General features: G+C 70.0%; 33 protein-coding genes. 23 read left to right on the top strand and 10 right to left on the bottom strand.

The features are described from left to right. Window positions 1-9 precede the first annotated feature (9 nt). The 10 genes from Bra3105_RS17915 to Bra3105_RS17870 form a co-directional block, all read right to left on the bottom strand. Window positions 10-501 (bottom strand): pilus assembly protein TadG-related protein, encoded by a 492-nt coding sequence (locus Bra3105_RS17915; RefSeq protein WP_228358017.1) that lies wholly within the window; start codon window positions 499-501, stop codon window positions 10-12. Beyond that, window positions 498-1,046 (bottom strand): TadE/TadG family type IV pilus assembly protein, encoded by a 549-nt coding sequence (locus Bra3105_RS17910; protein ID WP_228358016.1) that lies wholly within the window; start codon window positions 1,044-1,046, stop codon window positions 498-500. The genes Bra3105_RS17915 and Bra3105_RS17910 overlap by 4 nt, the downstream gene beginning before the upstream one ends. Before the next feature lie 53 nt (window positions 1,047-1,099). Then, on the bottom strand, window positions 1,100-1,468 hold the full coding sequence (locus Bra3105_RS17905; protein ID WP_228359688.1) for a TadE/TadG family type IV pilus assembly protein: 369 nt from the start codon (window positions 1,466-1,468) through the stop codon (window positions 1,100-1,102). Window positions 1,469-1,598: 130 nt separating this feature from the next. Then, entirely contained in the window at window positions 1,599-3,044 is a 1,446-nt protein-coding gene (locus Bra3105_RS17900; protein ID WP_228358015.1) for a recombinase family protein, read from the bottom strand. Between the two features lie 3 nt (window positions 3,045-3,047). After that, window positions 3,048-3,485, bottom strand: a complete 438-nt coding sequence (locus Bra3105_RS17895; protein ID WP_228358014.1) for a hypothetical protein — start codon at window positions 3,483-3,485, stop codon at window positions 3,048-3,050. Window positions 3,486-3,571: 86 nt separating this feature from the next. Next, the gene (locus tag Bra3105_RS17890; protein ID WP_228358013.1) at window positions 3,572-3,955 is read right to left on the bottom strand and encodes an ImmA/IrrE family metallo-endopeptidase; all 384 of its coding nucleotides are present in this window, start codon (window positions 3,953-3,955) and stop codon (window positions 3,572-3,574) included. A gap of 30 nt (window positions 3,956-3,985) precedes the next feature. Next, window positions 3,986-4,498, bottom strand: coding sequence for a hypothetical protein (locus Bra3105_RS17885; RefSeq protein WP_228358012.1), 513 nt, complete (start codon window positions 4,496-4,498; stop codon window positions 3,986-3,988). Further along, a complete protein-coding gene (locus Bra3105_RS17880; protein WP_228358011.1) occupies window positions 4,495-5,115 on the bottom strand; it encodes a hypothetical protein in 621 nt (206 codons plus the stop codon). Before Bra3105_RS17880 ends, Bra3105_RS17885 begins: the two co-directional genes overlap by 4 nt. A 32-nt stretch (window positions 5,116-5,147) precedes the next feature. After that, a complete protein-coding gene (locus tag Bra3105_RS17875; protein ID WP_152353276.1) occupies window positions 5,148-5,411 on the bottom strand; it encodes a hypothetical protein in 264 nt (87 codons plus the stop codon). Continuing rightward, entirely contained in the window at window positions 5,408-6,058 is a 651-nt protein-coding gene (locus tag Bra3105_RS17870; RefSeq protein WP_228358010.1) for a helix-turn-helix domain-containing protein, read from the bottom strand. The genes Bra3105_RS17875 and Bra3105_RS17870 overlap by 4 nt, the downstream gene beginning before the upstream one ends. Window positions 6,059-6,318: 260 nt before the next feature. On the opposite strand from Bra3105_RS17870, the gene Bra3105_RS17865 reads away from it, so the two are divergent. The 23 genes from Bra3105_RS17865 (at window position 6,319) to Bra3105_RS17745 (ending at window position 19,184) form a co-directional block, all read left to right on the top strand. Further along, the gene (locus tag Bra3105_RS17865; RefSeq protein ID WP_228358009.1) at window positions 6,319-6,591 is read left to right on the top strand and encodes a helix-turn-helix transcriptional regulator; all 273 of its coding nucleotides are present in this window, start codon (window positions 6,319-6,321) and stop codon (window positions 6,589-6,591) included. A gap of 64 nt (window positions 6,592-6,655) precedes the next feature. Beyond that, window positions 6,656-6,895 (top strand): hypothetical protein, encoded by a 240-nt coding sequence (locus Bra3105_RS17860; RefSeq protein WP_228358008.1) that lies wholly within the window; start codon window positions 6,656-6,658, stop codon window positions 6,893-6,895. Continuing rightward, window positions 6,892-7,035, top strand: coding sequence for a hypothetical protein (locus Bra3105_RS17855; RefSeq protein WP_228358007.1), 144 nt, complete (start codon window positions 6,892-6,894; stop codon window positions 7,033-7,035). The genes Bra3105_RS17860 and Bra3105_RS17855 overlap by 4 nt, the downstream gene beginning before the upstream one ends. Then, the gene (locus Bra3105_RS17850; protein WP_228358006.1) at window positions 7,032-7,385 is read left to right on the top strand and encodes a lipoate--protein ligase family protein; all 354 of its coding nucleotides are present in this window, start codon (window positions 7,032-7,034) and stop codon (window positions 7,383-7,385) included. Before Bra3105_RS17855 ends, Bra3105_RS17850 begins: the two co-directional genes overlap by 4 nt. Further along, window positions 7,385-7,747, top strand: coding sequence for a hypothetical protein (locus Bra3105_RS17845; protein WP_228358005.1), 363 nt, complete (start codon window positions 7,385-7,387; stop codon window positions 7,745-7,747). The genes Bra3105_RS17850 and Bra3105_RS17845 overlap by 1 nt, the downstream gene beginning before the upstream one ends. Next, window positions 7,744-8,559 carry a hypothetical protein gene (locus tag Bra3105_RS17840; RefSeq protein ID WP_228358004.1) on the top strand — a complete coding sequence of 272 codons (816 nt, stop codon included), beginning with the start codon at window positions 7,744-7,746 and terminating at the stop codon, window positions 8,557-8,559. Before Bra3105_RS17845 ends, Bra3105_RS17840 begins: the two co-directional genes overlap by 4 nt. Next, window positions 8,556-9,200: a hypothetical protein gene (locus tag Bra3105_RS17835; protein ID WP_228358003.1), complete on the top strand. Its 645-nt coding sequence runs from the start codon at window positions 8,556-8,558 to the stop codon at window positions 9,198-9,200. Before Bra3105_RS17840 ends, Bra3105_RS17835 begins: the two co-directional genes overlap by 4 nt. Before the next feature lie 94 nt (window positions 9,201-9,294). Further along, entirely contained in the window at window positions 9,295-9,690 is a 396-nt protein-coding gene (locus Bra3105_RS17830; protein ID WP_228358002.1) for a hypothetical protein, read from the top strand. Beyond that, window positions 9,687-9,944, top strand: coding sequence for a hypothetical protein (locus Bra3105_RS17825; protein ID WP_228358001.1), 258 nt, complete (start codon window positions 9,687-9,689; stop codon window positions 9,942-9,944). Before Bra3105_RS17830 ends, Bra3105_RS17825 begins: the two co-directional genes overlap by 4 nt. 40 nt (window positions 9,945-9,984) lie before the next feature. After that, window positions 9,985-10,284, top strand: coding sequence for a hypothetical protein (locus tag Bra3105_RS17820; RefSeq protein ID WP_228358000.1), 300 nt, complete (start codon window positions 9,985-9,987; stop codon window positions 10,282-10,284). Further along, entirely contained in the window at window positions 10,281-10,616 is a 336-nt protein-coding gene (locus Bra3105_RS17815) for a hypothetical protein (RefSeq protein ID WP_228357999.1), read from the top strand. Before Bra3105_RS17820 ends, Bra3105_RS17815 begins: the two co-directional genes overlap by 4 nt. Continuing rightward, window positions 10,613-11,074 (top strand): hypothetical protein, encoded by a 462-nt coding sequence (locus Bra3105_RS17810; RefSeq protein ID WP_228357998.1) that lies wholly within the window; start codon window positions 10,613-10,615, stop codon window positions 11,072-11,074. Before Bra3105_RS17815 ends, Bra3105_RS17810 begins: the two co-directional genes overlap by 4 nt. Next, window positions 11,071-11,478, top strand: a complete 408-nt coding sequence (locus Bra3105_RS17805; protein WP_228357997.1) for a hypothetical protein — start codon at window positions 11,071-11,073, stop codon at window positions 11,476-11,478. The genes Bra3105_RS17810 and Bra3105_RS17805 overlap by 4 nt, the downstream gene beginning before the upstream one ends. 2 nt (window positions 11,479-11,480) lie before the next feature. Continuing rightward, window positions 11,481-13,916: a bifunctional DNA primase/polymerase gene (locus Bra3105_RS18525; protein ID WP_267061962.1), complete on the top strand. Its 2,436-nt coding sequence runs from the start codon at window positions 11,481-11,483 to the stop codon at window positions 13,914-13,916. Next, window positions 13,910-15,379, top strand: coding sequence for a DEAD/DEAH box helicase (locus Bra3105_RS17785; RefSeq protein WP_228357996.1), 1,470 nt, complete (start codon window positions 13,910-13,912; stop codon window positions 15,377-15,379). The genes Bra3105_RS18525 and Bra3105_RS17785 overlap by 7 nt, the downstream gene beginning before the upstream one ends. After that, window positions 15,376-15,867 (top strand): hypothetical protein, encoded by a 492-nt coding sequence (locus tag Bra3105_RS17780; RefSeq protein ID WP_228357995.1) that lies wholly within the window; start codon window positions 15,376-15,378, stop codon window positions 15,865-15,867. The genes Bra3105_RS17785 and Bra3105_RS17780 overlap by 4 nt, the downstream gene beginning before the upstream one ends. Beyond that, a complete protein-coding gene (locus tag Bra3105_RS17775) occupies window positions 15,864-16,058 on the top strand; it encodes a hypothetical protein (protein ID WP_228357994.1) in 195 nt (64 codons plus the stop codon). Before Bra3105_RS17780 ends, Bra3105_RS17775 begins: the two co-directional genes overlap by 4 nt. Beyond that, on the top strand, window positions 16,055-16,690 hold the full coding sequence (locus Bra3105_RS17770) for a hypothetical protein (protein WP_228357993.1): 636 nt from the start codon (window positions 16,055-16,057) through the stop codon (window positions 16,688-16,690). The genes Bra3105_RS17775 and Bra3105_RS17770 overlap by 4 nt, the downstream gene beginning before the upstream one ends. Continuing rightward, the gene (locus Bra3105_RS17765; protein ID WP_228357992.1) at window positions 16,687-16,968 is read left to right on the top strand and encodes a hypothetical protein; all 282 of its coding nucleotides are present in this window, start codon (window positions 16,687-16,689) and stop codon (window positions 16,966-16,968) included. Before Bra3105_RS17770 ends, Bra3105_RS17765 begins: the two co-directional genes overlap by 4 nt. 246 nt (window positions 16,969-17,214) lie before the next feature. Beyond that, on the top strand, window positions 17,215-18,042 hold the full coding sequence (locus Bra3105_RS17760; protein ID WP_228357991.1) for a hypothetical protein: 828 nt from the start codon (window positions 17,215-17,217) through the stop codon (window positions 18,040-18,042). A gap of 22 nt (window positions 18,043-18,064) precedes the next feature. Then, window positions 18,065-18,274, top strand: a complete 210-nt coding sequence (locus Bra3105_RS17755) for a hypothetical protein (RefSeq protein ID WP_228357990.1) — start codon at window positions 18,065-18,067, stop codon at window positions 18,272-18,274. Continuing rightward, a complete protein-coding gene (locus Bra3105_RS17750; RefSeq protein WP_228357989.1) occupies window positions 18,274-18,594 on the top strand; it encodes an HNH endonuclease in 321 nt (106 codons plus the stop codon). The genes Bra3105_RS17755 and Bra3105_RS17750 overlap by 1 nt, the downstream gene beginning before the upstream one ends. Before the next feature lie 188 nt (window positions 18,595-18,782). Beyond that, complete coding sequence (locus Bra3105_RS17745) at window positions 18,783-19,184, top strand: phage terminase small subunit (protein WP_228357988.1); 402 nt, start codon at window positions 18,783-18,785, stop codon at window positions 19,182-19,184. The last annotated feature ends 5 nt before the right edge of the window (window positions 19,185-19,189 follow it).

Raw genomic sequence — 19,189 nt, 5'->3', positions numbered from 1 at the left:
CTCGTGCGTTCAGTCGGACCGGGCGCTCCCGCTCACGTCCAGCGGGATGCTGATGACCCCCGTGCGGGTGATCCAGCCGATCAGCGGAGGATCCGTGACGGCCCCGAGGCGCACCTCGACGCTGCCGTCCTCGAGGACCCGGGCGTCCTCGACGTGGATGTCGCGGGTGCGGGTCGATCCCGGCGGATAGGACTCGAGGTACTCCTCGGCCTCGCGGCGCACGTCCGTGCTCCGCAGGGAGGTGGGACCGTCGTCGTAGACGGAGTCCTCGCCATAGGCCTGCGAGGCCGCGAGGGCCGCGCCGTCGGCCGCGTTCTGCAGGCGGTTCCTCTCCAGCTGGACGCCCGTGATGGCGGTGCCCACGCCGATCACCATCAGGATCACGACGAGCACGCCGGTGGTCAGCACGGTCATCGTGCCCGTGTCCCGGCCGAGTGCGGTGCGCAGTCGCGCGAGGGGTCCCGTGCTCGAGGAGCCGACCTGTCTCCGTCGCACGCTCATGAGCCGTCGCCTCGCTCCTGGTCTCCGGGTCGCGGGGACTTCGGAGCGTCGTCGGCAGCAGGGACATCGCCCTCTCCATCCTTCCCGGCGCGTTCTCCCGGCGCCCGGAACTGGTCGGCCTCGACGACGTGCTCGGCGCCGACGTGCACGGGGCCGTCCGCTCCGAGCATCGGTCCGAGGCCGGGGATGGGCACGCCGATCGTCACCTCCGCGGTGACCTCGCTGCCGGCCGCGGAGCACGGGTCCTTCGAGCAGTGGATGGTGACGACGTCCTGCGAGGACAGCCCATGGTCCTCGAGGGTCAACCTCACCATGGCCTCGGTGCGGGCCTCGGCCCGGGACGCGTCCGGCTCGGTGGCGTGGATCCGGGCGGCGTCGCGCGCGATCACATCGGCGGCGAACACCGCGCCCTGCACCGATCCGAGCGAGAGCACGAGGTAGAGGGAGGGGATCAGCAGGATCACCGAGAGCGCGACGAACTCCACGAGCGCGTTGCCGTCCTCGCGGGCGAGTCGTGAGCGCAGCGCTCGCACTCCGTGCGGCACGTGGAGATCCGACCGCTCCCGGCACCGGGCACGGTGATCCCTGTCGCGTCCGCTCACCAGGTGTCCTCATCGATCGCATGGCCGTCCACGTGCATCGTGCCGGCGGGGCCGAGCAGCCCGACGAGCGGGAACGAGGCGCTGACGCGGACGCGGATCACTCCGTCGCCGTCCTCATCGGCCTCGACGTCGACCTCGTAGTCCTCGCCGAAGCGGTCGTGGACGAGCTGCGCGCCGCGCACCTCGCCGTCCGCGGGCGAATTGCCCTCGAGCGAGGCCGTGTGCGCCGCCTGCACGGCGGCATCGGTCAGCGTGTTGCGGGTGTGCACCACCAGCGCGCACTGGATGATCGTCAGCGCGATCACGATGATCAGCACGGCGACGAGCGGGAACTCGACGACGGCGGACCCTTCGTCATCGCGCAGGCGGCGGCGCAGCGCACCGGCGCGGGTGCTCAGAGCTTCCGGTTCAGGAAGGGCTCCATGGCGTTGTTGAAGATCTGCACGATCTGATCGGAGGCCACGGCCCACAGGGCGACGACGATCGCCGCCGTCATCAGCGTGACACGTACTCGAACGATCGTGGCTCCCCCACCCTCGGATGCACCTCCACGTGGACCTTCCCGTACCGGCCGCCCGCCGTGACCGTGACGTCCTCGAGCAGCAGCGTGAGCTCCTCGCGGCGCGCGGGAACATCGAGCAGCAGCCAGTCCTCCGCGAGACGCACGACGTCCCGCTCAAGCGGGGGCGGCGCAGCGGCCCGCTCCCGCGCCGCCTCGAGGTCGCCCTGGAGCTGACGCAGACGGGACTCGAACGTCGCTGCTGCGCGCGCATGAGCCTCCTCGCTGATCTTCTCCTCGGCGAGCCTCATCGCCAGCCGCCCCATCGCATCGTAGGTCTTCTCCAGCTCCCGCTCGAGCGCACCTGTCGGATCCTGGACAGCCACCGGCGCATCCAGGTCCACGGCCCCCTCGAGCTGGGCGGCGGTCTCCCCCACCCACGTCTCCACAGCGCGCTCCGCGTGCGCGGCCAGGGTGATGCCCTGCCCATGCGCCCGACCCTCGACGCCCTCACGGCATCGGATCTGCGGGCCGGACTCCCGTGCGGGCCGCTTCGAGTACTGCATGCGGCCACCGCACACCCCGCACCGGATCAGCCCCGACAGCAGGTACTCCGACCGCTCACCACGTGGCCGCGCGGATCGTTCCTCCCGGCGCCGCTGGTACCGGGCCCACTCCCCCGGCGTGATCACCGGCTCATGGATCCCGTCGTGGTACTCGCCGCGCACTAGGAGCTTCCCCGCCCCGAACCCCGAGTCGAGGACACGGCGCAGCGTCCGCGAGTGCCAGGGCGCCGAGGTCACCGACCCGTACCCGGCGGCCGGCTCCACCCCTGTGGACCGGATCCACTGGGTCAGCGAGTAGACCGACTCGCCAGCGAGGTAGCGACGGTAGGCGTCGGCGAGGACCGGCCCGGTGATCGGATCCGGGATGTGGAGCTTCTGGTCGCGGTCGTACCGGTAGCCGAAGCGGGCCTTGCCGTTCGCGGGCCTGCCTTCGGCGAGGCGGCGGGCGTGGGCTTCGCGCCAGCCGTCGCCGATGCGCTCGGATTCGAAGGCGGCGAACTCGACCATGACGCCGCGGGCGAGGCGGCCGGTGGATGTCGAGGTGTCGATGGCTTCGGTGGCGGATTCGATGGCGCCGCCGGCCTGCTCGACGGTGTCGGCGGCGACCGCCCAGTCCTTCCGTGAGCGGGAGAGTCGGGACCACTTCCAGAGGATGATCACGTCGGCCTGCCGGTCTTCGACCATGGTCATGACGCGGCGGACGGCGGGCCGGTCGAACGTCCGCCCGGAGATCCCCGGGTCAGCCTCGACCGCGACGACCTCGTACCCCTGGGCGTGGGCGTACTGCCGGCATGCGGACTCCTGCAGCTCGAGGCTGATGGACTCCTCCCGGTACGTGGACTGCCGCATGTAGACCACGGCACGACGAGCGGCCACGGGTCAGCTGTTCTCCGTGATGATGATGTCGAGCCCGCTATCGGGGTGGTAGGACCAGCTGTAGGTGTAGTCGCCGGCGTCCTGGCTCTGGCGGCCGTCGATCGCGCGGGTCCCCTCCATCATGGAGACGACGGAGTCCGGGGCGCCCACGGTTCGCAGGGCGCACCCGATGTCCTCGATCGGCAGCGTGCCCTCCGTGGTGGTCCACTCGCCGTCGACGTAGTTCTTGTCGTCCTTCCCGGCGCCGTCGAGGATGAGCGTCTTCCCGCCGTCGCCGACGGCCGCGTCCGGGAGATTGCACGTCTGCGCGGCGGCCTGGAGAGGCGGCGTTGGCGGTGCCGTGGACGTCGGGGCGGACTCTGCCTTCTCGGCGACGCCGCAGGACGCGACGAGGATGGTCATGATCGCCGTGGCGGCGGCGAGTGCGGGCATGCGTCGCATGGAGGACTCCTTCGGGGGCGGGATGAGCTGAGCGTAGGCACGTGCCCGGACATCTCGGACGCGTTGTGATGAGACCGTGACGTGCCCTACTGCGCCCAGTAGGCGTCGCGGAGCCGCTCGGTGAGGGCGGCACGCTCACCGTCAGTGAGGGCGTGGAGGCGGTCGACGACGGTCTCCGGCATCACGTCGAGCTCCTCGGCGATCACGATCGGGTGCGGCGACCACGCCGCAGCCTCGCCGAGCTCGTCGACGCGGATGAGCCCGCACGCGACCTCGCGGTCGATGCCGTGCTCGATCACGGCGAGACAGTGGCCGGTGTGGCCGCGGGCGTAGTGGGTGAGCTCGTGCTCGAGAACGACGCGGCGGTCGACAGCGGTCAGGCGCTCGTCGAGCCAGATCGTGGAGGTGCCGTCGGTGAAGCCGAGCAGGCCCTCGGGCAGCGGTGCATCGAGGATCCGAGGTTCAAGCATGACCGGAAGGTAACCGGCCATGGCGACATCTCAGGCCTCGGCGTCAGCGTCCTCGAACTCAACGAGTTCATCGGAATCCGCGGAGTCGAAGCGCAAGCCATCGGACTGCCGCAGGATGGGGAGCGTGAAGCTGTCCAGCTCGAACCTCGAGGCGAGAGACGAGAAGCCCTCGCGGATGTAGGGGTACGCGGCGAACATCGAGACGCGCGCGCCGTACTCGTCCACCGCAGCCTTGGTCGGCCTGAGATTCGTCGGAATCTCGACCTTGACGACGACGTCGACGATGAGTTGGTACCCCTCGTATGCGACAGATGCTACGAACCGATGCTCGAACTGCCCTCGGCTCGCGCGGAAGTTGACCGACAGATCCAAGCTGTCCGTGTCGGTGACCGTGTCGGTGACTCGTATCGGCGGCAGCCCCTCGCCGTCCCACGGAACCCCCGCGATGGCGTAGAAGTACGGCGTCATGCCGTCCGCGGCAGCAACGAGAGCGTGGATGTCGGCGACCACGTCGCCGTCGGGCAGGTTCAGATCGTCGCTCACGCGACAGCCCAACCCTTCGCAGACTCACCGGACGCGCTCTCAGCGTAGGTGGGGCCCGACCATCCTCCACGGATGGACGCTGATGCCAGACGAACCGGCTCTTTGTGCAGTGTGCGGGTCTTGGTCCAGCCACCGTCGACCTTGATCTCGTCCCACACGCGATGCATGAAGGACTCCGTCTCCATGCGCGACGGATACGACGCGGCATCGTCCACGACTGTTCCGCGGGCACGGAGCCACTCGAGCACCTCTGACCACAGCCAGATCGGGTCGGGCGCGTTGAAGTACGACGAGGGGAACTCGGCCCCCCGGTCGCCGCGCACGTAGTTGCCCACGGCCTGCGTTGTCAGATTCGCTCGGCGCGCTATCTCGCTGCGGGTCACGAGCTCGGGGACGTAGCGACGGACTCGGATGCCAGCCTGCCCCATCGCACGGCGAGCGATTTGGAAGGCGTCCTGGGCTCCGTCCGCCTCGACGAAGGCGGTGATTGTCGGGGCTCCGTGCCCCTCGGCGGCGATCACATCGAACTGCGCATCGAGCTGATCAAGCTGGTCATCGGTGGCTGATGCAACCTCAAAGGTCAGGGCGTACAGCATGTGCGTCATCTTCTCCCCCATGCCGAGTGTTGTCTAGTCGAAACAGTACTACGTCACTGAATCAGGTCGTGCTTCAACGGGCAGTGCCTGGCTGAGCGCTCGACCTGCTGAGCGTGGACATCCGGGACGCGCGGCGTGCCATTCACCTTGATGGAACGCTGGTCGTGCTCGCACGGACAGAGGAGCCTGAACTTGTGACCTGCACGCACGACTGTCCACCCCTCCCCCATCAGCGCAATGACGATTGCCGCGACCGGCGGCTTGCACTCCTTGCGCACTACTTTCGCGGAGAGATGATCCCTGCTGGCCAGATTCACGCCCCGCCGTCCTCGGCGTCGCGGTCCTGCTGCTCCCGGGCCTCGCGGCCGCGGTTCCTGCCACGCTTGGCGGCGAGGTCAAAGTCCTCCAGCTGCCACGGGAACTCGATGCCATCCATCTCCGCAGGCAGCTCTTGCGGCGTGACGACCTCGTCGCCCGGACCACTACGCCGCTCGGGCCGCCGGACATGCGGCGGCTTCCGTCTGCTTGTTGCGCCATCTGGCTGAGCCGGATCCTCCACGTCGAAGGCCGATGTCGGCGCGGGCTCGTGCTGCTGGGTGTCGGTCGCATCCTGCATCTCCCGTACTGCCGCGAGGAGGATCCTGCGGTCGCGTTCGGAGAGGCCGGGGTCCCGGGCGATAGCGACGGCGGCGCCGGCCTCTGACTGGTCGAGGTCGCGAACGCCCATCGTCTCGAGAGCCGCAGCACCAACAAGGCGCTCCGGAACGTCGAGCCCGACAGCGAGGGCATGGATCGTCTCGTACGTGACCGAGCTGATCGGCTTCTTCTTCAGCCGGGCCACGTAGGCGTGAGAGATCGTCCGCCCTGCCCGCTCGTCGATGCGCCGCGCGATCTCGCGCAGCGTCCAGCCTCTCGAGTCCTCGACGGACTGGATCAGCTGGCCGAGCGGGTGCAATGCGTTCACGGCGGAATCCTCTGCGGTCGGACGACGAAGCGCCACCAGGCCGGGCACCGACACGCACAGCACAAGTGGACACTAAGAGTTTCGCAGATCGTGCAGACGTGCGTGCGTCACAGCAGGACACGCCGCAAACCGCAGGTCACAACCCGGTGCTTGCGCGTGGACACTGCGAGGTGCATGATGTGCTCCATCAGTGGACACCTGGACTCGGAGGAAGTACAGTGCATCTCGTCACCGCACCCCCAACTATCGGAGCGATCTGGATGGAGCTCATCAACCGCGACAAGCTCATCCGCCGCATGGGCAAGCTCAACGTCTCCCAACGTGAGCTCGCACGCGCAGCGGGCTGGAAGTCGCACAGCTACATGCGGCGACTGATCACCGGCGAGGCCAAGACCCTCAACACGGACCCGGCCCTGCGCATCGCCCACTACCTCCATCTCGACGTCGACGACCTCTTCGTGACTCGAGTGGACTCCCCCAGAGCACAGGTGGACACCCCCGAGCCGCGGCGCCGCATCAAGACAGCCGCCTGACCACAACAAGAAGCGCCCCCACCCGGGCATGGGTGGAGGCGCACGAACCCCGAAGGGAACTCTCATGGCCCAGCCTACCGTCCGCGACCAGATCCAGGCCGGCATCAACGCCCGCACCCGCATGGACATGCCGCTCGGCACCGGCGTCGCCCTCTCCCGCGCCTACCGCAAGATGCTCGGCCTCGACGGCACCAGCGTCGAAGACGCCGCCCGCGCCGCCCACACCCCCACCGGCCCCAGCGTCACCGAACTCGAGGCCAAGATCCGCGCCCGCCGCGCCCACGCCTGGGGCACCGCCGCATGAACAGCCCCGACTGGGACGTCATCGGCGGAGTCGTCATGGCCGCAGGCGGCTTCACCACCATCGCCCTCCTCATGGCCATCGCCGCCATCCGCGAACTCCACCAACGCCACACCCGCAACCGGAAGGACACGAACCGATGAACACCCTCACCCCCGAGCAGCAGGCCGCCGACCTCGAACAGCTCGCCATGCACCGCGCCAAGATCGCCGAGGAGATCAAGAACCTCGACACCCTCCGCAAGGAATACGACGACCAGATCGCCCTCCTCGCCGGCGAAGGCACCACCCAGGCCGGCCCCTACAAGGTGACGGTCACCGTGCCCCGCCGTCTCGACGCGAAGAAGGTCGAGGCCGCGTTCCCCGTCGCATCCCACCCGGAGCTGTACGCCCCCAAGGTCGACACGGCGAAGGTCAAGGCCGCCGGCGAGCTCGGCCAGCTCACCCTCGCCGACTACCAGACCGCCGGCTCCCCCACCGTCCGGATCTCCTGATGAGCACCAACCTGACGGACTTCCCGCTCAAGTCGAAGATCGTCGCCTCGGGAGAGGTCGACGGCATCACGTGGGTCGCCGCTTCCGCACCGATCTACGACGCGGTCAACGGGTACGTGCGCCTCCCCGAGGCGCACCCGTGGCTCGCGGCGCGAGACCTCTCGGACATCGACACCAGCGTCCCCTGGGGCGAGATCACCTACGGGCGCGGCAACTGGATCGGCTTCGACACGCTTCACGCCGGCCAGTACTGGCCGGGACAGCCGTACGGCCCCAGCGAGGGCGCACTGCACATGACCCCCGAGACGGTCATCAGCTGGGTGGAGCGTCTCGCCCGTGAGGCCGCCGAGGTGATCGCATGACGACCCTCGAGCAGCTCCTCGGCCACGACCAGACGGCGAACCCGATCGACGACTACCTGTCCACGATCACCGACGCCATCCGGAACCAGCCCCGCTCCCTGCAGAAGATCATCGGCCCCTCCGAACTCGGCACCGACTGCACCCACTGCCTCGCCGCGAAGCTCGCCGGATGGGCCGAGCAGGAACGCGACATCCCGTGGCTCCCGTTCATCGGTACCGCCGTCCACGCCGAACTCGCCCGCATCTTCGAGACCGCCTCCCAGACCGCCGTGAAGACCGGCGGCCGCGGCCGGTGGCTCGTCGAGCAGCGCGTCTACGTCGGCATGATCGGCCCCCACCCGATCACCGGCTCCTGCGACCTGTACGACCAGGCGACCGGCACCGTCCTCGACCACAAGATCGTGGGCGCCGAGACCCTCCGCACCGCCAAGGCCGGTGTCAAGGAGGTGTACCGGGTGCAGGCCCACCTGTACGGCCTCGGCTGGGAGAACGCCGGCCACACCCCGGAGCGGGTCGCCATCGCGCACCTCCCCCGCAACGCCGTCTCCCTCACCCAGGACGTCATCCACGTCGAGGACTACGACCCGGCCATCGCCCGGGCCGCCCTCGAGCGCGCGAACCGAGTCCACGCGAACGTCACCGCCCTCGCCTCCATCTCCGAGACCGCGCGCGACGAGTGGATCACGGCCCTGGACCGGGCACCCGGCTGCTTCTCCTGCCGCCGCTACCCGGACTGGGCCACCCAACCGTCCCGGCTCGCCACCGAGCTGGGCATCACCACCGCATCCCGCACAACCAGGAAGGCAGCATGACCATGAGCGACCTCTCATCCCTCGACCAGATCCTCGCCGGAGGCGGCGCGACCGCGAAGTTCGAGGCACCGGGCGACCTGTACACCGGCGAGATCGTCGACGTGCAGATCCGGCAGGTCAACGACTACGACTCCGGGAAGCCCGCGTTCTGGGACGACGGCCGCCCCCAGGAGCAGATCGTCGTCACCATCGCCACCAGCGAGTCCACCGGCCCGGACGACGACGGCCACCGCAACGTCTACATCAAGGGCTGGGGCGACCAGCTCAAGGCCTTCCGGCAGGCCGCCAAGGGCCTCGGCCGGAACCCCCGCCAGGGCGACCAGTTCACCGCGACGTATGTCGGTGACGGGGAGCGGAAGAACCCGCGGTTCAACCCGCCGAAGCTGTTCCAGTACGAGGTGACCGCGGGCACGGCGGGCCTGTCGAACCTCACCGGGCAGGACAACCCGACCCCGGCGGCGGCGCAGGCTCAAGCGCCCGCCGCCCAGGCCGCCCCGGCGGCCGCGTCTGCGCAGGGTCCGGGGCCGCAGGAGAAGGCGAAGCAGCTGATCCAGCTCGGCCTCGACGACGCCACGATCGCGTCCCAGCTCGGCATGGACGTCGACGTCATCGGCATCCTCCGCCAGAACCTCGCCGCCTGAGCGGCCGCCCGGCGCTGGCAACGCGACGTTCGAGACGTCGGCCGGGCACCCCTATCTCTCCTTCAATCCCGCAACCAGGAAGGACCCCGCCGTCATGGCATTCACCAAGGTCAAGAAGAACAAGTCCAAGCGCGGCCGCGCCGCCGCCGACCCCATCGTCACCGTCAGCAAGGCCCACATGATCGGCCTCAACCAGGCCGCCTACGAAGCGATCGGCGCCCCCGCCCACTGCTACCTCGAATGGGACACCGACGCCTGCCTCCTCCGGATCGTCGCCTGCACGGGGGACGACCCGAACAGCTTCCCCCTCGGCCACAAGAACGGCACCAAGTTCGGCGCCCGGCAGGTGCTGCGCGACCTCGGCCTCGACCCCAAGGGCACCACCCGCCAGTTCCCCGCACGCCGCGACACCCGCCTCTCCCTCATCGCCGACCTGTCCGACATGCCCGCCGCCGGCGGCGGAATCGTCCCCATGCGGCGCACCGCATGAGCCCCGCGACCGCGGATGAGGCCGCCGAGTACGAGCGGCTCATGAACCGCGCGGCCGCCAGCACCTCGGTGCGTCTCGGCGGGCTCCTCCTCGCCTACTCGATCACCGCATTCCTGACCGCTGAGGCCACGAACATCGCGCTCGAGCGCGGCGACGCCGCCGGGGTCGCCAGGGCGCTGCCGCTGACGCTCATCACCTCGCTCACCACATGGGCGCTCCTGACCTACCTCACCGACCTGGGGGACATCGCATGACCATCACCGACCGACAGCGCACCGAGGCCGGTGAGGAGCGATGAGCATCACCGACCGCGCCCGAGCCGAAGCCGAGGACGCCGCCACTATCGCGCACTCCCCGATCCGCCGGGAGGACGGCACCACCTACGACTCCGACGAGCACATCGCCTACCGGCGCGGTTTCGTCACTGGTGCCGAGTGGGCCGCGTCCCTCCCGCCGACCGACGAGGAGGTGCGGGAAGCGGCCGGGGCGCTGTGGCTCCACTCCGAGGAGCCCGGCACCTTTGACGAGGCATCCGAGGACTGGACCAAGCTCGCACGGATCGCCCTGACCGCCGCGAGGGAGGCCCAGCGATGAGCCGCCTCGCTCGCATCTTCACCTGGGCCGCCGCAGCCAGCGCCGCCGCAGGCGCTGCCATCGCCGCCTACCAACACGACTGGGTCACCGCGGAATGGGCGGCCATCGCCGCCGTGTGGATCAGCGTCCACGCCCTCCACACCTGCCCCACCCCACGGCCCGCCCGCGGCGACCAGTACGTCACCTTCCAAGGCGGCCCCCTCGACGGCGCCAGCATCCCCTTCGGCACCCGCCACGACGCCAACGGCGCCCACATCAACTACGGCGGCACCGGCTACACGGCTGCCATCGACCACACCTGCTACACCGCCACCCCGGAGACCCACCCATGAGCACCCACGGCACCCGAACCAGGTACGTCACCGGCTGCCGCTGCGGCCTCTGCCGCACCGCGAACCGGGAGTACGCGCGGGAGCGAGACCGCCGACATGCGCGGATCCGCGACGCGGTCGCCGCCGGCACCGACCTGGACGTCCTCGTGGATCACCTCGAGGCGCGGGCCGAGCATGTCGCTGACCCTGCACGTCGTGACGAGATCGTGCGGCTCCTCGCCATCGTCGAGTCCGTCCGGCGCGGCCGCGGCGGCGTCACCCTCGAGCGCGGCCCCGGCCGCACCCGGGCCACCGCCGCCGAGCGGCTCGACGATCTCGTGGACCTCCTCGAGCAAGGCGTCCCCCGCGAGGACGCCATCCGCCGCTGCGGCTGGACGCAGGATCGCTCCGCGCTACGCGCCGCACACCGGACCGGCCACCAGCGGGCCGCGTTCCTCCTCCAGGCGGTCGCCGCGTGACCCTCGACGACCTCGCCATCAAGCACATTGGCATCGTCGTGGCGCTCCTGTCCGGCCAGGACGGCGAGAAGCCGCCCGCCCGCCGCGACTTCCACGAGCGCGGCATGGACGGCTGGGACGTCCTCCTCGCCGAAGCCGAGCAGCGGACCACGGCCGCCTACCAGGCCGAGGACGAGCGGCTCTACGAGAAGCACATCGACCTCGCGAAGGCCATGAACGCCGTCCCGTCGCTCGCCGCCCGCACCCGCGAGGACTCCGCCGCGTGCGCGGTCAAGCGGTCCCGGCTCGCGCACGAGATCAACGCCGTCATGGCGCGCCGTGCCGCGAACGCCCGCGCCCTGCTCGAGCAGACCCGCCCCCTCGAGCAGCTCACCATCGACGACTACCTGGGAGGACCAGCGTGACCATGACCGCCACCCAGCCCCACCCCGCCACACCCCTCACCATCCCCGACATCACCGGCCTCGACACCCTCGCCGCCGCCTTCGAATACGCCAAGCACGGCTGGCACGTCGGCCCCGTCCGCCCCGGCACCAAGCACCCCGGCTCCATCCTCGGCAAGCAGTGGCAGTCCAAAACCACCCGCGACCCCGAGATCATCGCCGACACCTGGATGACCCACACCGACGCCGGCATCTTCCTCCACGTCGGCCGCTCCGGCGCCATCGTCATCGACGTCGACACCCCCACCAGACTCCCCGACGTCCTCACCACCGCCCTCACCGAACACCCCGCCCCCTTCCAACGCACCCGCCGCTCCGACGCCGCCCGCCGCCACTACATCTACGCCCAGCCGCCCGGCCGCACCCTCGGCAACGGCCTCGGCCGCCTCCCCACCGGCTGGGGCGACCTGAGAGGTGCGAACGGCGTCATCATCGTCGCCCCCACCGAGCACCCCGACCCCGACGGCCACTACGCCTGGGGCCGCACCGGCCAGGTCCCCCAGCTGCCCGACAGCATCGCCCGCCTCCTCGCCGACACCACCACCCCGGTCGACGTCGCCACCGACCAGACCATCCGCGACTTCATCGCCCGGCACGACACCGGCCAGGACCTCGACAAGCTCCGCACCCTCACCGCCACCTACAAGAAGGCCATCACGGCCGGCGACTCCCGCCACCAGCGGGCCGTCTCGATCCTCGCCGGGATGCTCAAGGAGGCCGCCGCCGGCTACTACCCCGCCCAGCTCGCCGAGCAGCAGCTCCGCGAAGCCTTCCTCGACGCCGTCGCCCAACCCGGCCACGGCCAACAAGGCACTCCCCGCACCGGGCACGCCGCCCTCGAGGAATGGCGGGGCATCCTCGCGTGGGCCGTCGCCCAAGCCGCCCACGCCGACCCCCGAGCGACGATCGAACGCGCCCAGGACCACGGCCCGACCGACCTGTCGACGCTCGTCGACCAGGCCCCTGCCTCGGCGCCGGCGCCGAGCAGCACGGCGGCCCCGGCCGACGAGCCCGCGTCCGACCTCGACCGGCTCCTCGACCCCACCGCACCGCCCGCCAGCGACGAGCCCGCTCCCTCATGGCGGCCCGTCGACCTCACCCGCATCCTCGACGGCACCTACCAGAGGCCCGAACCGACCATCATGGCCCGCACCGACGGCCCCTGCCTCTTCTACCCCGGCAAGGTCCACACCGTGTACGGCGAGTCCGAATCCGGGAAGTCCTGGATCGTGCAGCACGCAGCCGCCACCACCCTCGCCGCCGGCGGCCGCGTCCTCTACATCGACTTCGAGTCCGACGCCCCCGACGTCACCGGACGCCTCACCGCCCTCGGCACCACCACCGCCCAGCTCCTCGGCGACACGTTCGCGTACGTCCGCCCCGAAGCCTCTCCCCACACCTTCCACGAAGCCCCCGAGTTCACGCGGCTCCTCGCCCAGCAGTGGGACCTGTGCGTGCTCGACGGCGTCACCGAAGCCCTCGGCCTCGCCGGGAAGTCCACCATGGACAACGACGAGATCACCGCGTGGATGCGCGACATCCCCCGCCGCATCGCCCGCGACACCAGCGCCGCCGTCGCCCTCGTCGACCACGTCGTCAAGTCCGCGGAGGGCCGGGGCAGGTTCCCCATCGGCGGGCAGGCCAAGATGGCCGCCATCGACGGTGCAGCGTTCCTCATCGAACCCGTGTCCGCGCTCGGCGTCGGCCTCGACGGCGCCCTCACCGTCCGCGTCACCAAGGACCGCCCCGGAGCCGTCCGAGCTCACGCCGGGGCATGGCGGAAGTCCGACCGCACCCAGGAAGCCGCACGCGTACGCCTCGACTCCACACTGCAGGACGGCACCACCACCGTCACCGTGCAGCCGCCCGAATACGGGGAACTCCAGGCCGCCGACCCTGATAAGCCGTTCAGGCCCACGAAGGTTATGGAAAAGATTTCCCGCATTCTCGAAACAATGCGAGAAGAAACCTCCCTGCGGGGCCTTCTCGACACGTACAAGGAATCCGGGTCCAAGGCCAAGCGGGACACCGTCATAGAGGCCATCAACCTCCTCGCCGACGGCGGCTGGATCCTCGAGACCTCCGGCCCGCGCAACGCCCGCATGTTCCGCTCGGCGAACGTCTACCGGTCCCACAGCGACCCCGACAGCGACGACTTCACCGGCGACCTGGACGCCTACACCACGACCGTTCCCCACCGTTCCCCGACCGTTCCCGACAGCACGCGGGAACAGTCCTCATCGACCGTTCCCCCCTCCCCCTCCCTCTACGAGGGGGAGGGGAACGGTCAGGGTTCCCAAACGGAGCACTCGAAGCCCCACCGTTCCCCGGGAACAGACGTCCACATCAACAAGCTCACCGGAGAGATCCACGTCGGACCGGAGGACCCCCAATGGTGACCACGCCGCCCTTCACCCCCACCCCGTTCCCCTACCAACTCGACGGCGCCTGCGCCGCCGCCTGGAACGGCCACACCCTCATCGCCGACGAACCCGGCCTCGGGAAAACCATCCAGGCACTCCTCGCCGCGCGAATGATGAATGCACACCGAGCCCTCATCATCTGCCCGCCCATCCTCGTCACCAACTGGGAAAAAGAAACACGCCGCACCCGAAACGCGGAATGCACCGACGGAGAAATTCTCGCCATCACCCCAGCCACGAAGAACCCCGGCCAGCAGCTCCCCCAGGCCGGCTACGTCATCGCCGCCGACTCCCTCATCTCCGCCCGCCGGCAGCTCGAGCAAGACCTCACCGCCTGGGCGCCGGACCTCCTCATCGTCGACGAAGCCCACCGCATGAAGAACCCCGGCACCCGCCGCACCAAGGCCGTCATCCGCATCGCGAAGGCCGCCCACGAGCGGATCTGCCTCACCGGCACCCCGATCGTCTCCACACCCCTCGACGTCATCCCCCTCCTCGCGATCCTCGACAAGAACGACGCGATCGGCCTCACCGGCCGCGACATCGTCGACCAGTACACGACCCCCGCCCCCTGGAAGGGCGGCCGCCTCCCCATCACCTCCAAGCTCCCCCAGCTCCACCAGCTCCTCGCTGAGCACGTCTGGACCCGCCGCACCAAGGCAGACGTCCTCCCCCAGCTCCCCGCGAAGCTCCGCGCCCTCCACCACGTCACCCCCGACCCCGCCGCCATCCGCACCGCCCACGCCGACCTCGACGACACCATCGACACCTGGCTCGAGCGGCACCCCGCCCCCACCGACGAGCAGATCAGCGAGCTCGTCGCCGACGCCCTCCCGTTCATCTCCCAGCTACGCCGCGCCACCGGCCTCGCCAAGGTCCCCGCCGCCGTCGACTGGATCTCCACGCACCTCGACGGCGCACCCGACGACCCCCTCATCGTCTGGACCATCCACCGCGACGTCACCTCAGCCCTCGCCGACCAGATCGCCACCGACCGGCCCGACACCCGCGTCCGCACCCTCGACGGCGCCACGACCCACGACGCCCGCGCCGAAGCCGTCGACGCCTACCAGGCCGGCCACGTCGACGTCCTCATCGCCCAGATCGTCGCCGCCGGCGTCGGCCTCACCCTCACCCGCGGATCCACCGCCCTGTTCGCCGAGACCGACTGGACCCCGGCCAACGTCGTCCAGGCCGAAGACCGACAGCATCGCATCGGCCAGACCCGGCCCGTGCAGATCACCACTCTCATCGCCGAGCACACCCTCGACGCCCGCATCCACGCCGTCCTGACCCGCACCATCGGCGTCCTCGACGACCTCACCCCCGGCTCCGACCACCACGTCACCACCGGCAGCACCGACACCACCGGGCCCCGCGACATCATCCGCCAGCTCATCAACGACCGCCTCACCACCCGACAGGAGACCGCAGCATGACCAACCGGCCCAAGAACATCGGCACCGCCGCCGAGACCGCCGTCGTCCGAGCCGCCCGCCCCCTCGGCTTCCCCTGGGCCGAACGACTCGCCCTCGCCGGAGCCCAAGACATCGGCGACGTCCGCCTCGCCCCCTACGTCCACCTCGAAGTCAAGGGCGGCCACGCAGCCGAGACCGCCTCCGACGCCCAGATCGAAGCGTGGATGCTCGAGCTCGAAGCCGAACTCGACCACGCCGACGCCCTCGCCGGCGCCCTCATCACCAAGCGCAAGGGCGTCTCCGCCGCCAACGCACACCGCTGGTGGGCGTACGTGCGCGCGTCCTGGCTCGCCACCTGGCGGGCCTACCCCGCCGACCTCACCGCCACCATGCAGGCCGGCCCCGACCACACCATCCGCATGACCCTCGACAGCCTCCTCGCGCAGCTGAGAGCCGCCGGCTACGGAGACCCCATCACCCCCGCCCTCGACGAGGAGGCCACCGCATGACCACCACGATCCCCGTCCACCTGCCCGCCGACCCGCGGCCCATCGCGATCCTCGCCACCCGCGACCCCGCCAAGATCCGCGACATGACCCGCACTCTCGCCCGCATGTACGGCGCCGGGCTCATCGTCACCACCACCGGCAACCGCACCACCTGGGCCCAGCCCGCACCCACCAGGAAGGCACACCGATGACCACCGACCTGCCCGGCGACTTCGAGCAGCTCAACCAGATCGCCCGCTACCGCAACCGGCTCGACGACATCCGCCAATGGCTCCCCCAGCTGTCCGACACCATGACCGCCATCACCGGGTACTGCATGAGCCTCGCCCCCGTCCGCGGCACCGCACCCCGCATGCCCGGCGGCGACGCCCTCGCCATGCTCGCCCCCTACGCCTCGGACGCCGACCACGGAGACGACCTCCCCCACCCCCAGCAGATCATCCGCGAATGGGTCGAGACCCTCGACGGCCGGGCCCGCCGCACCTGGACCGAGAACTGGCGGCGCCTCCACGACCTCACCCCGATGATCCTCGAATCCCCCTGGGCCGACGCCTGGCGGACCGACATCGACGCCCTCTGGTGGAGGCTCGCCCGCCTCACCGGCAACGCCCCCAACATCGCCCCGCCCCCGACCCGCAGCATCGACGACGTCTGGGACGCCCTCGAGCAGAACCCCGACCACGAGCTCACCCGCCGCGACCTCACCCACCTCGGCATCAACCCGTCCACCATCACCACGTGGCGGCACCGTGGGAAGATCAGCGAATCCCGCCCAGGCCGGTACCGCGCCGGCGACATCCTCCACGCAAGGAGAACCGCATGAGCTTCCGCCAGATCCAGCACCTCGGCGACGGATGGGACATCAAGGGGCGCACCATCAAGCTCACCCCGCCGACGCCCCGCTACGACGGCACCGATGTGATCATTCGCGTGGACGAGCACGTCACCCCCACCCATCCGTCGAAGCCCGAGGGCCACCTCATCGCCGGAGCCCTCCTGTCCAACGACGGCAACGTCATCACCCGCCGCGCCGAGATGATTCTCCCCGACGGCCTCCCGATCGAGTTCCTCGACGACGTTGCAGGCGACGAAAAGCCGTGAGACACTGACCCCAGGAACCAGCATGCCCAGAAGCCCTCGGACACCATCACGGTGCACGAGGGCTTCTCGCATACCCCGGGTCGAGCCACCTCATCCCCCGAGTCGGCTCCCCGGCGCGCAGCCCCCGCGGGAGGGCAGCGCACCCCGCCCCTGGCGCACAGGCGCACCCCACGCGCCAGGGGCGGGCCCAACCGTCCGCCCTCACAGCTAAGATCCAGGCAGGATCCAACAGCGAGGGCTCACACCATGAAGACCAACACCTACCTCGGGCTCATGAGTCTGCAGATGGCCGGGATGACGTTCCAGCAGAACCGTCTCGCCAAGGAGCAGGCCGAACGCGACCTCGAACTGCAGCGCATCACCAACGAGGCAGCACAGACCGCCCAGAACGCCCACTACGCGCAGTGGCGGGTCACCCCCGAAGGGCAGCAGTTCGAGACCTGGAAGAGCGCCGCCGCGCCCACGGCCGAGACCACCCTCGCTCGCAACGACATCTGGAACGCCGTCCGCGACACCAGCATCGAGAACGCTCGAGCCCACGCCCAGGCCGGCCCCGTCAACGTCGACGACATCCGCAAGAAGACCCGCATCTACGGCATCGCCACCGCGGCCCTCTGGATCCTCGCGTTCCTGTTCGTCGGCCTCGCCGGCCAGAACGAAGGCCCCCTCGCCAGCCTCGGCGGCGTCCTCGCCATCGCCGCGATCGTCATGACCGTCCTCCTCATCCTCAACATCAGGAAGACCGGACAGCGACGCGCCACCGCACAGGCCGACGCCCACACGGCAGCCGAGCGCGACGCCCACGCCCGCTACGGCAACAACCCCAGCTGGCACACCGACCTCACCCTCGAGCGGCTCAACGAAGCCCCCCGCCTCATCACAGACACGATCACCCGGGGCCCCCGCGAGTTCCCCGCCCCCTCATCGCTCCCGCCCCTCGCCCCGCTCTACAGCACCCGCCCCCTCGACAGCTTCCCCGACACCCTCCCCGGCGAGGCCCGGCAGCTCCTCGAGATCTTCGCCCGCGAAGACCACGACCGCCTCACCGAACTCCAGAAGGCCCAGCTCCGGTAGTCACCCCGCAAGGAGGCGAGCCATGGCAGACCTCCGACCAGGCGACGGCAACGCCGAGGAACTCCGCCGCTACTGGACCACCGGCAAGGGCGGCCTCAAGATCCGCTGGGGCACACCCGGCGACTTCGACCGCTGCGTCCGCCACCTCACCAAGTACATGCCAGGCCGCGCCGAAGGCTACTGCTCCAACCTCCACCTGCGCGCCACCGGCCACCGGCCAGGCAAGCACTGATGAGCACCAGGCGCAGCGGCTGGAACAACGACCACAGGCGCATGGCCGAACTGCCCAGCGACTGGGCAGTGCGACGACGCGCAGTCATCGCGCGCGACAAGGTCTGCGTCCTCTGCGGACGCCAAGGCCGCGACGTCGACCACATCGTCCGCGGCACCGACCACAGCCTCCAGAACCTCCGGCTCCTCTGCCGGTCCTGCCACATGAAGCGCACCGGCCGAGACGGCGGCACCGCCCGCCGCCGGCCCAAGCGACAGCACCGGCCGACCGAGACCCATCCAGGGCTGATCAAGACGCAGAAGCGCGCGAATCGCAGCTGACACGCACTGCATGCCTATGCATCCTGTGCATACCTACCCGGGGGATACCCTCCCCCACCCGGCCCGCGCCGCTCCGCGTTTAGGCTCTCGGATCCTGTACGGGTTTTGAGGTCGTTCTGACCCTCGATCGTCACCACCGCATGTATGGGTATGCATAGGAGGCGCGGACGATGGGCACTCGAGGACCGATGCCGAAGCGCTCCGACTCCCGGCAGCGGCGCAACGCTCCCGAGCGTGACGTCGTGAAGGCGGCGGGCGCCGACGCGGTGAAGCAGCCGGCGGCGTCCCGCGACTGGCATCCAATCGCGAAGCGCCTGTGGAAGGCGATGGGCCAGTCCGGGCAGGCACGCTTCTACGAGCCGTCGGACTGGGCGGTCGCGTACTCGCTGATGGACGACCTGTCCTACTACAAGAACGGCGCGAAGCGGTCCGGGCAGATGCTGCAGACGATCATGTCGGCGCTGACCGGGCTGATGCTGACCGAGGGAGACCGTCGCCGCCTGCAGATCGAGCTGTCCCGCCCGTCCGCTGAGGACGATGACGATTCGAAGGTCGTGGTGATGGACAAGTGGAGGCAGCGACTCGGGTAGCTCCT

It is taken from the genome of Brachybacterium halotolerans subsp. kimchii, from assembly GCF_020792675.1.
In the GTDB taxonomy this organism is placed as follows: domain Bacteria; phylum Actinomycetota; class Actinomycetes; order Actinomycetales; family Dermabacteraceae; genus Brachybacterium; species Brachybacterium halotolerans.
Note: the sequence above shows the minus strand (reverse complement) of the source record. Positions and strands in the feature narration are given on the sequence as shown.

Excerpts from the sequence above, each read along its gene's own strand:
- Bra3105_RS17760 (WP_228357991.1), top strand. The coding sequence starts at position 17,215 with ATGAAGACCAACACCTACCTCGGGCTCATGAGTCTGCAGATGGCCGGG.
- Bra3105_RS17865 (WP_228358009.1), top strand. The coding sequence starts at position 6,319 with ATGGAGCTCATCAACCGCGACAAGCTCATCCGCCGCATGGGCAAGCTC.
- Bra3105_RS17820 (WP_228358000.1), top strand. The coding sequence starts at position 9,985 with ATGAGCATCACCGACCGCGCCCGAGCCGAAGCCGAGGACGCCGCCACT.
- Bra3105_RS17840 (WP_228358004.1), top strand. The coding sequence starts at position 7,744 with ATGACGACCCTCGAGCAGCTCCTCGGCCACGACCAGACGGCGAACCCG.
- Bra3105_RS17855 (WP_228358007.1), top strand. The coding sequence starts at position 6,892 with ATGAACAGCCCCGACTGGGACGTCATCGGCGGAGTCGTCATGGCCGCA.
- Bra3105_RS17890 (WP_228358013.1), bottom strand. The coding sequence starts at position 3,955 with ATGCTTGAACCTCGGATCCTCGATGCACCGCTGCCCGAGGGCCTGCTC.
- Bra3105_RS17765 (WP_228357992.1), top strand. The coding sequence starts at position 16,687 with ATGAGCTTCCGCCAGATCCAGCACCTCGGCGACGGATGGGACATCAAG.
- Bra3105_RS17755 (WP_228357990.1), top strand. The coding sequence starts at position 18,065 with ATGGCAGACCTCCGACCAGGCGACGGCAACGCCGAGGAACTCCGCCGC.
- Bra3105_RS17860 (WP_228358008.1), top strand. The coding sequence starts at position 6,656 with ATGGCCCAGCCTACCGTCCGCGACCAGATCCAGGCCGGCATCAACGCC.
- Bra3105_RS17815 (WP_228357999.1), top strand. The coding sequence starts at position 10,281 with ATGAGCCGCCTCGCTCGCATCTTCACCTGGGCCGCCGCAGCCAGCGCC.
- Bra3105_RS17810 (WP_228357998.1), top strand. The coding sequence starts at position 10,613 with ATGAGCACCCACGGCACCCGAACCAGGTACGTCACCGGCTGCCGCTGC.
- Bra3105_RS17775 (WP_228357994.1), top strand. The coding sequence starts at position 15,864 with ATGACCACCACGATCCCCGTCCACCTGCCCGCCGACCCGCGGCCCATC.
- Bra3105_RS17850 (WP_228358006.1), top strand. The coding sequence starts at position 7,032 with ATGAACACCCTCACCCCCGAGCAGCAGGCCGCCGACCTCGAACAGCTC.
- Bra3105_RS17880 (WP_228358011.1), bottom strand. The coding sequence starts at position 5,115 with ATGGGGGAGAAGATGACGCACATGCTGTACGCCCTGACCTTTGAGGTT.
- Bra3105_RS18525 (WP_267061962.1), top strand. The coding sequence starts at position 11,481 with ATGACCGCCACCCAGCCCCACCCCGCCACACCCCTCACCATCCCCGAC.
- Bra3105_RS17830 (WP_228358002.1), top strand. The coding sequence starts at position 9,295 with ATGGCATTCACCAAGGTCAAGAAGAACAAGTCCAAGCGCGGCCGCGCC.
- Bra3105_RS17780 (WP_228357995.1), top strand. The coding sequence starts at position 15,376 with ATGACCAACCGGCCCAAGAACATCGGCACCGCCGCCGAGACCGCCGTC.
- Bra3105_RS17845 (WP_228358005.1), top strand. The coding sequence starts at position 7,385 with ATGAGCACCAACCTGACGGACTTCCCGCTCAAGTCGAAGATCGTCGCC.
- Bra3105_RS17835 (WP_228358003.1), top strand. The coding sequence starts at position 8,556 with ATGACCATGAGCGACCTCTCATCCCTCGACCAGATCCTCGCCGGAGGC.
- Bra3105_RS17825 (WP_228358001.1), top strand. The coding sequence starts at position 9,687 with ATGAGCCCCGCGACCGCGGATGAGGCCGCCGAGTACGAGCGGCTCATG.
- Bra3105_RS17745 (WP_228357988.1), top strand. The coding sequence starts at position 18,783 with ATGCCGAAGCGCTCCGACTCCCGGCAGCGGCGCAACGCTCCCGAGCGT.
- Bra3105_RS17895 (WP_228358014.1), bottom strand. The coding sequence starts at position 3,485 with ATGCGACGCATGCCCGCACTCGCCGCCGCCACGGCGATCATGACCATC.
- Bra3105_RS17915 (WP_228358017.1), bottom strand. The coding sequence starts at position 501 with ATGAGCGTGCGACGGAGACAGGTCGGCTCCTCGAGCACGGGACCCCTC.
- Bra3105_RS17750 (WP_228357989.1), top strand. The coding sequence starts at position 18,274 with ATGAGCACCAGGCGCAGCGGCTGGAACAACGACCACAGGCGCATGGCC.
- Bra3105_RS17785 (WP_228357996.1), top strand. The coding sequence starts at position 13,910 with ATGGTGACCACGCCGCCCTTCACCCCCACCCCGTTCCCCTACCAACTC.
- Bra3105_RS17770 (WP_228357993.1), top strand. The coding sequence starts at position 16,055 with ATGACCACCGACCTGCCCGGCGACTTCGAGCAGCTCAACCAGATCGCC.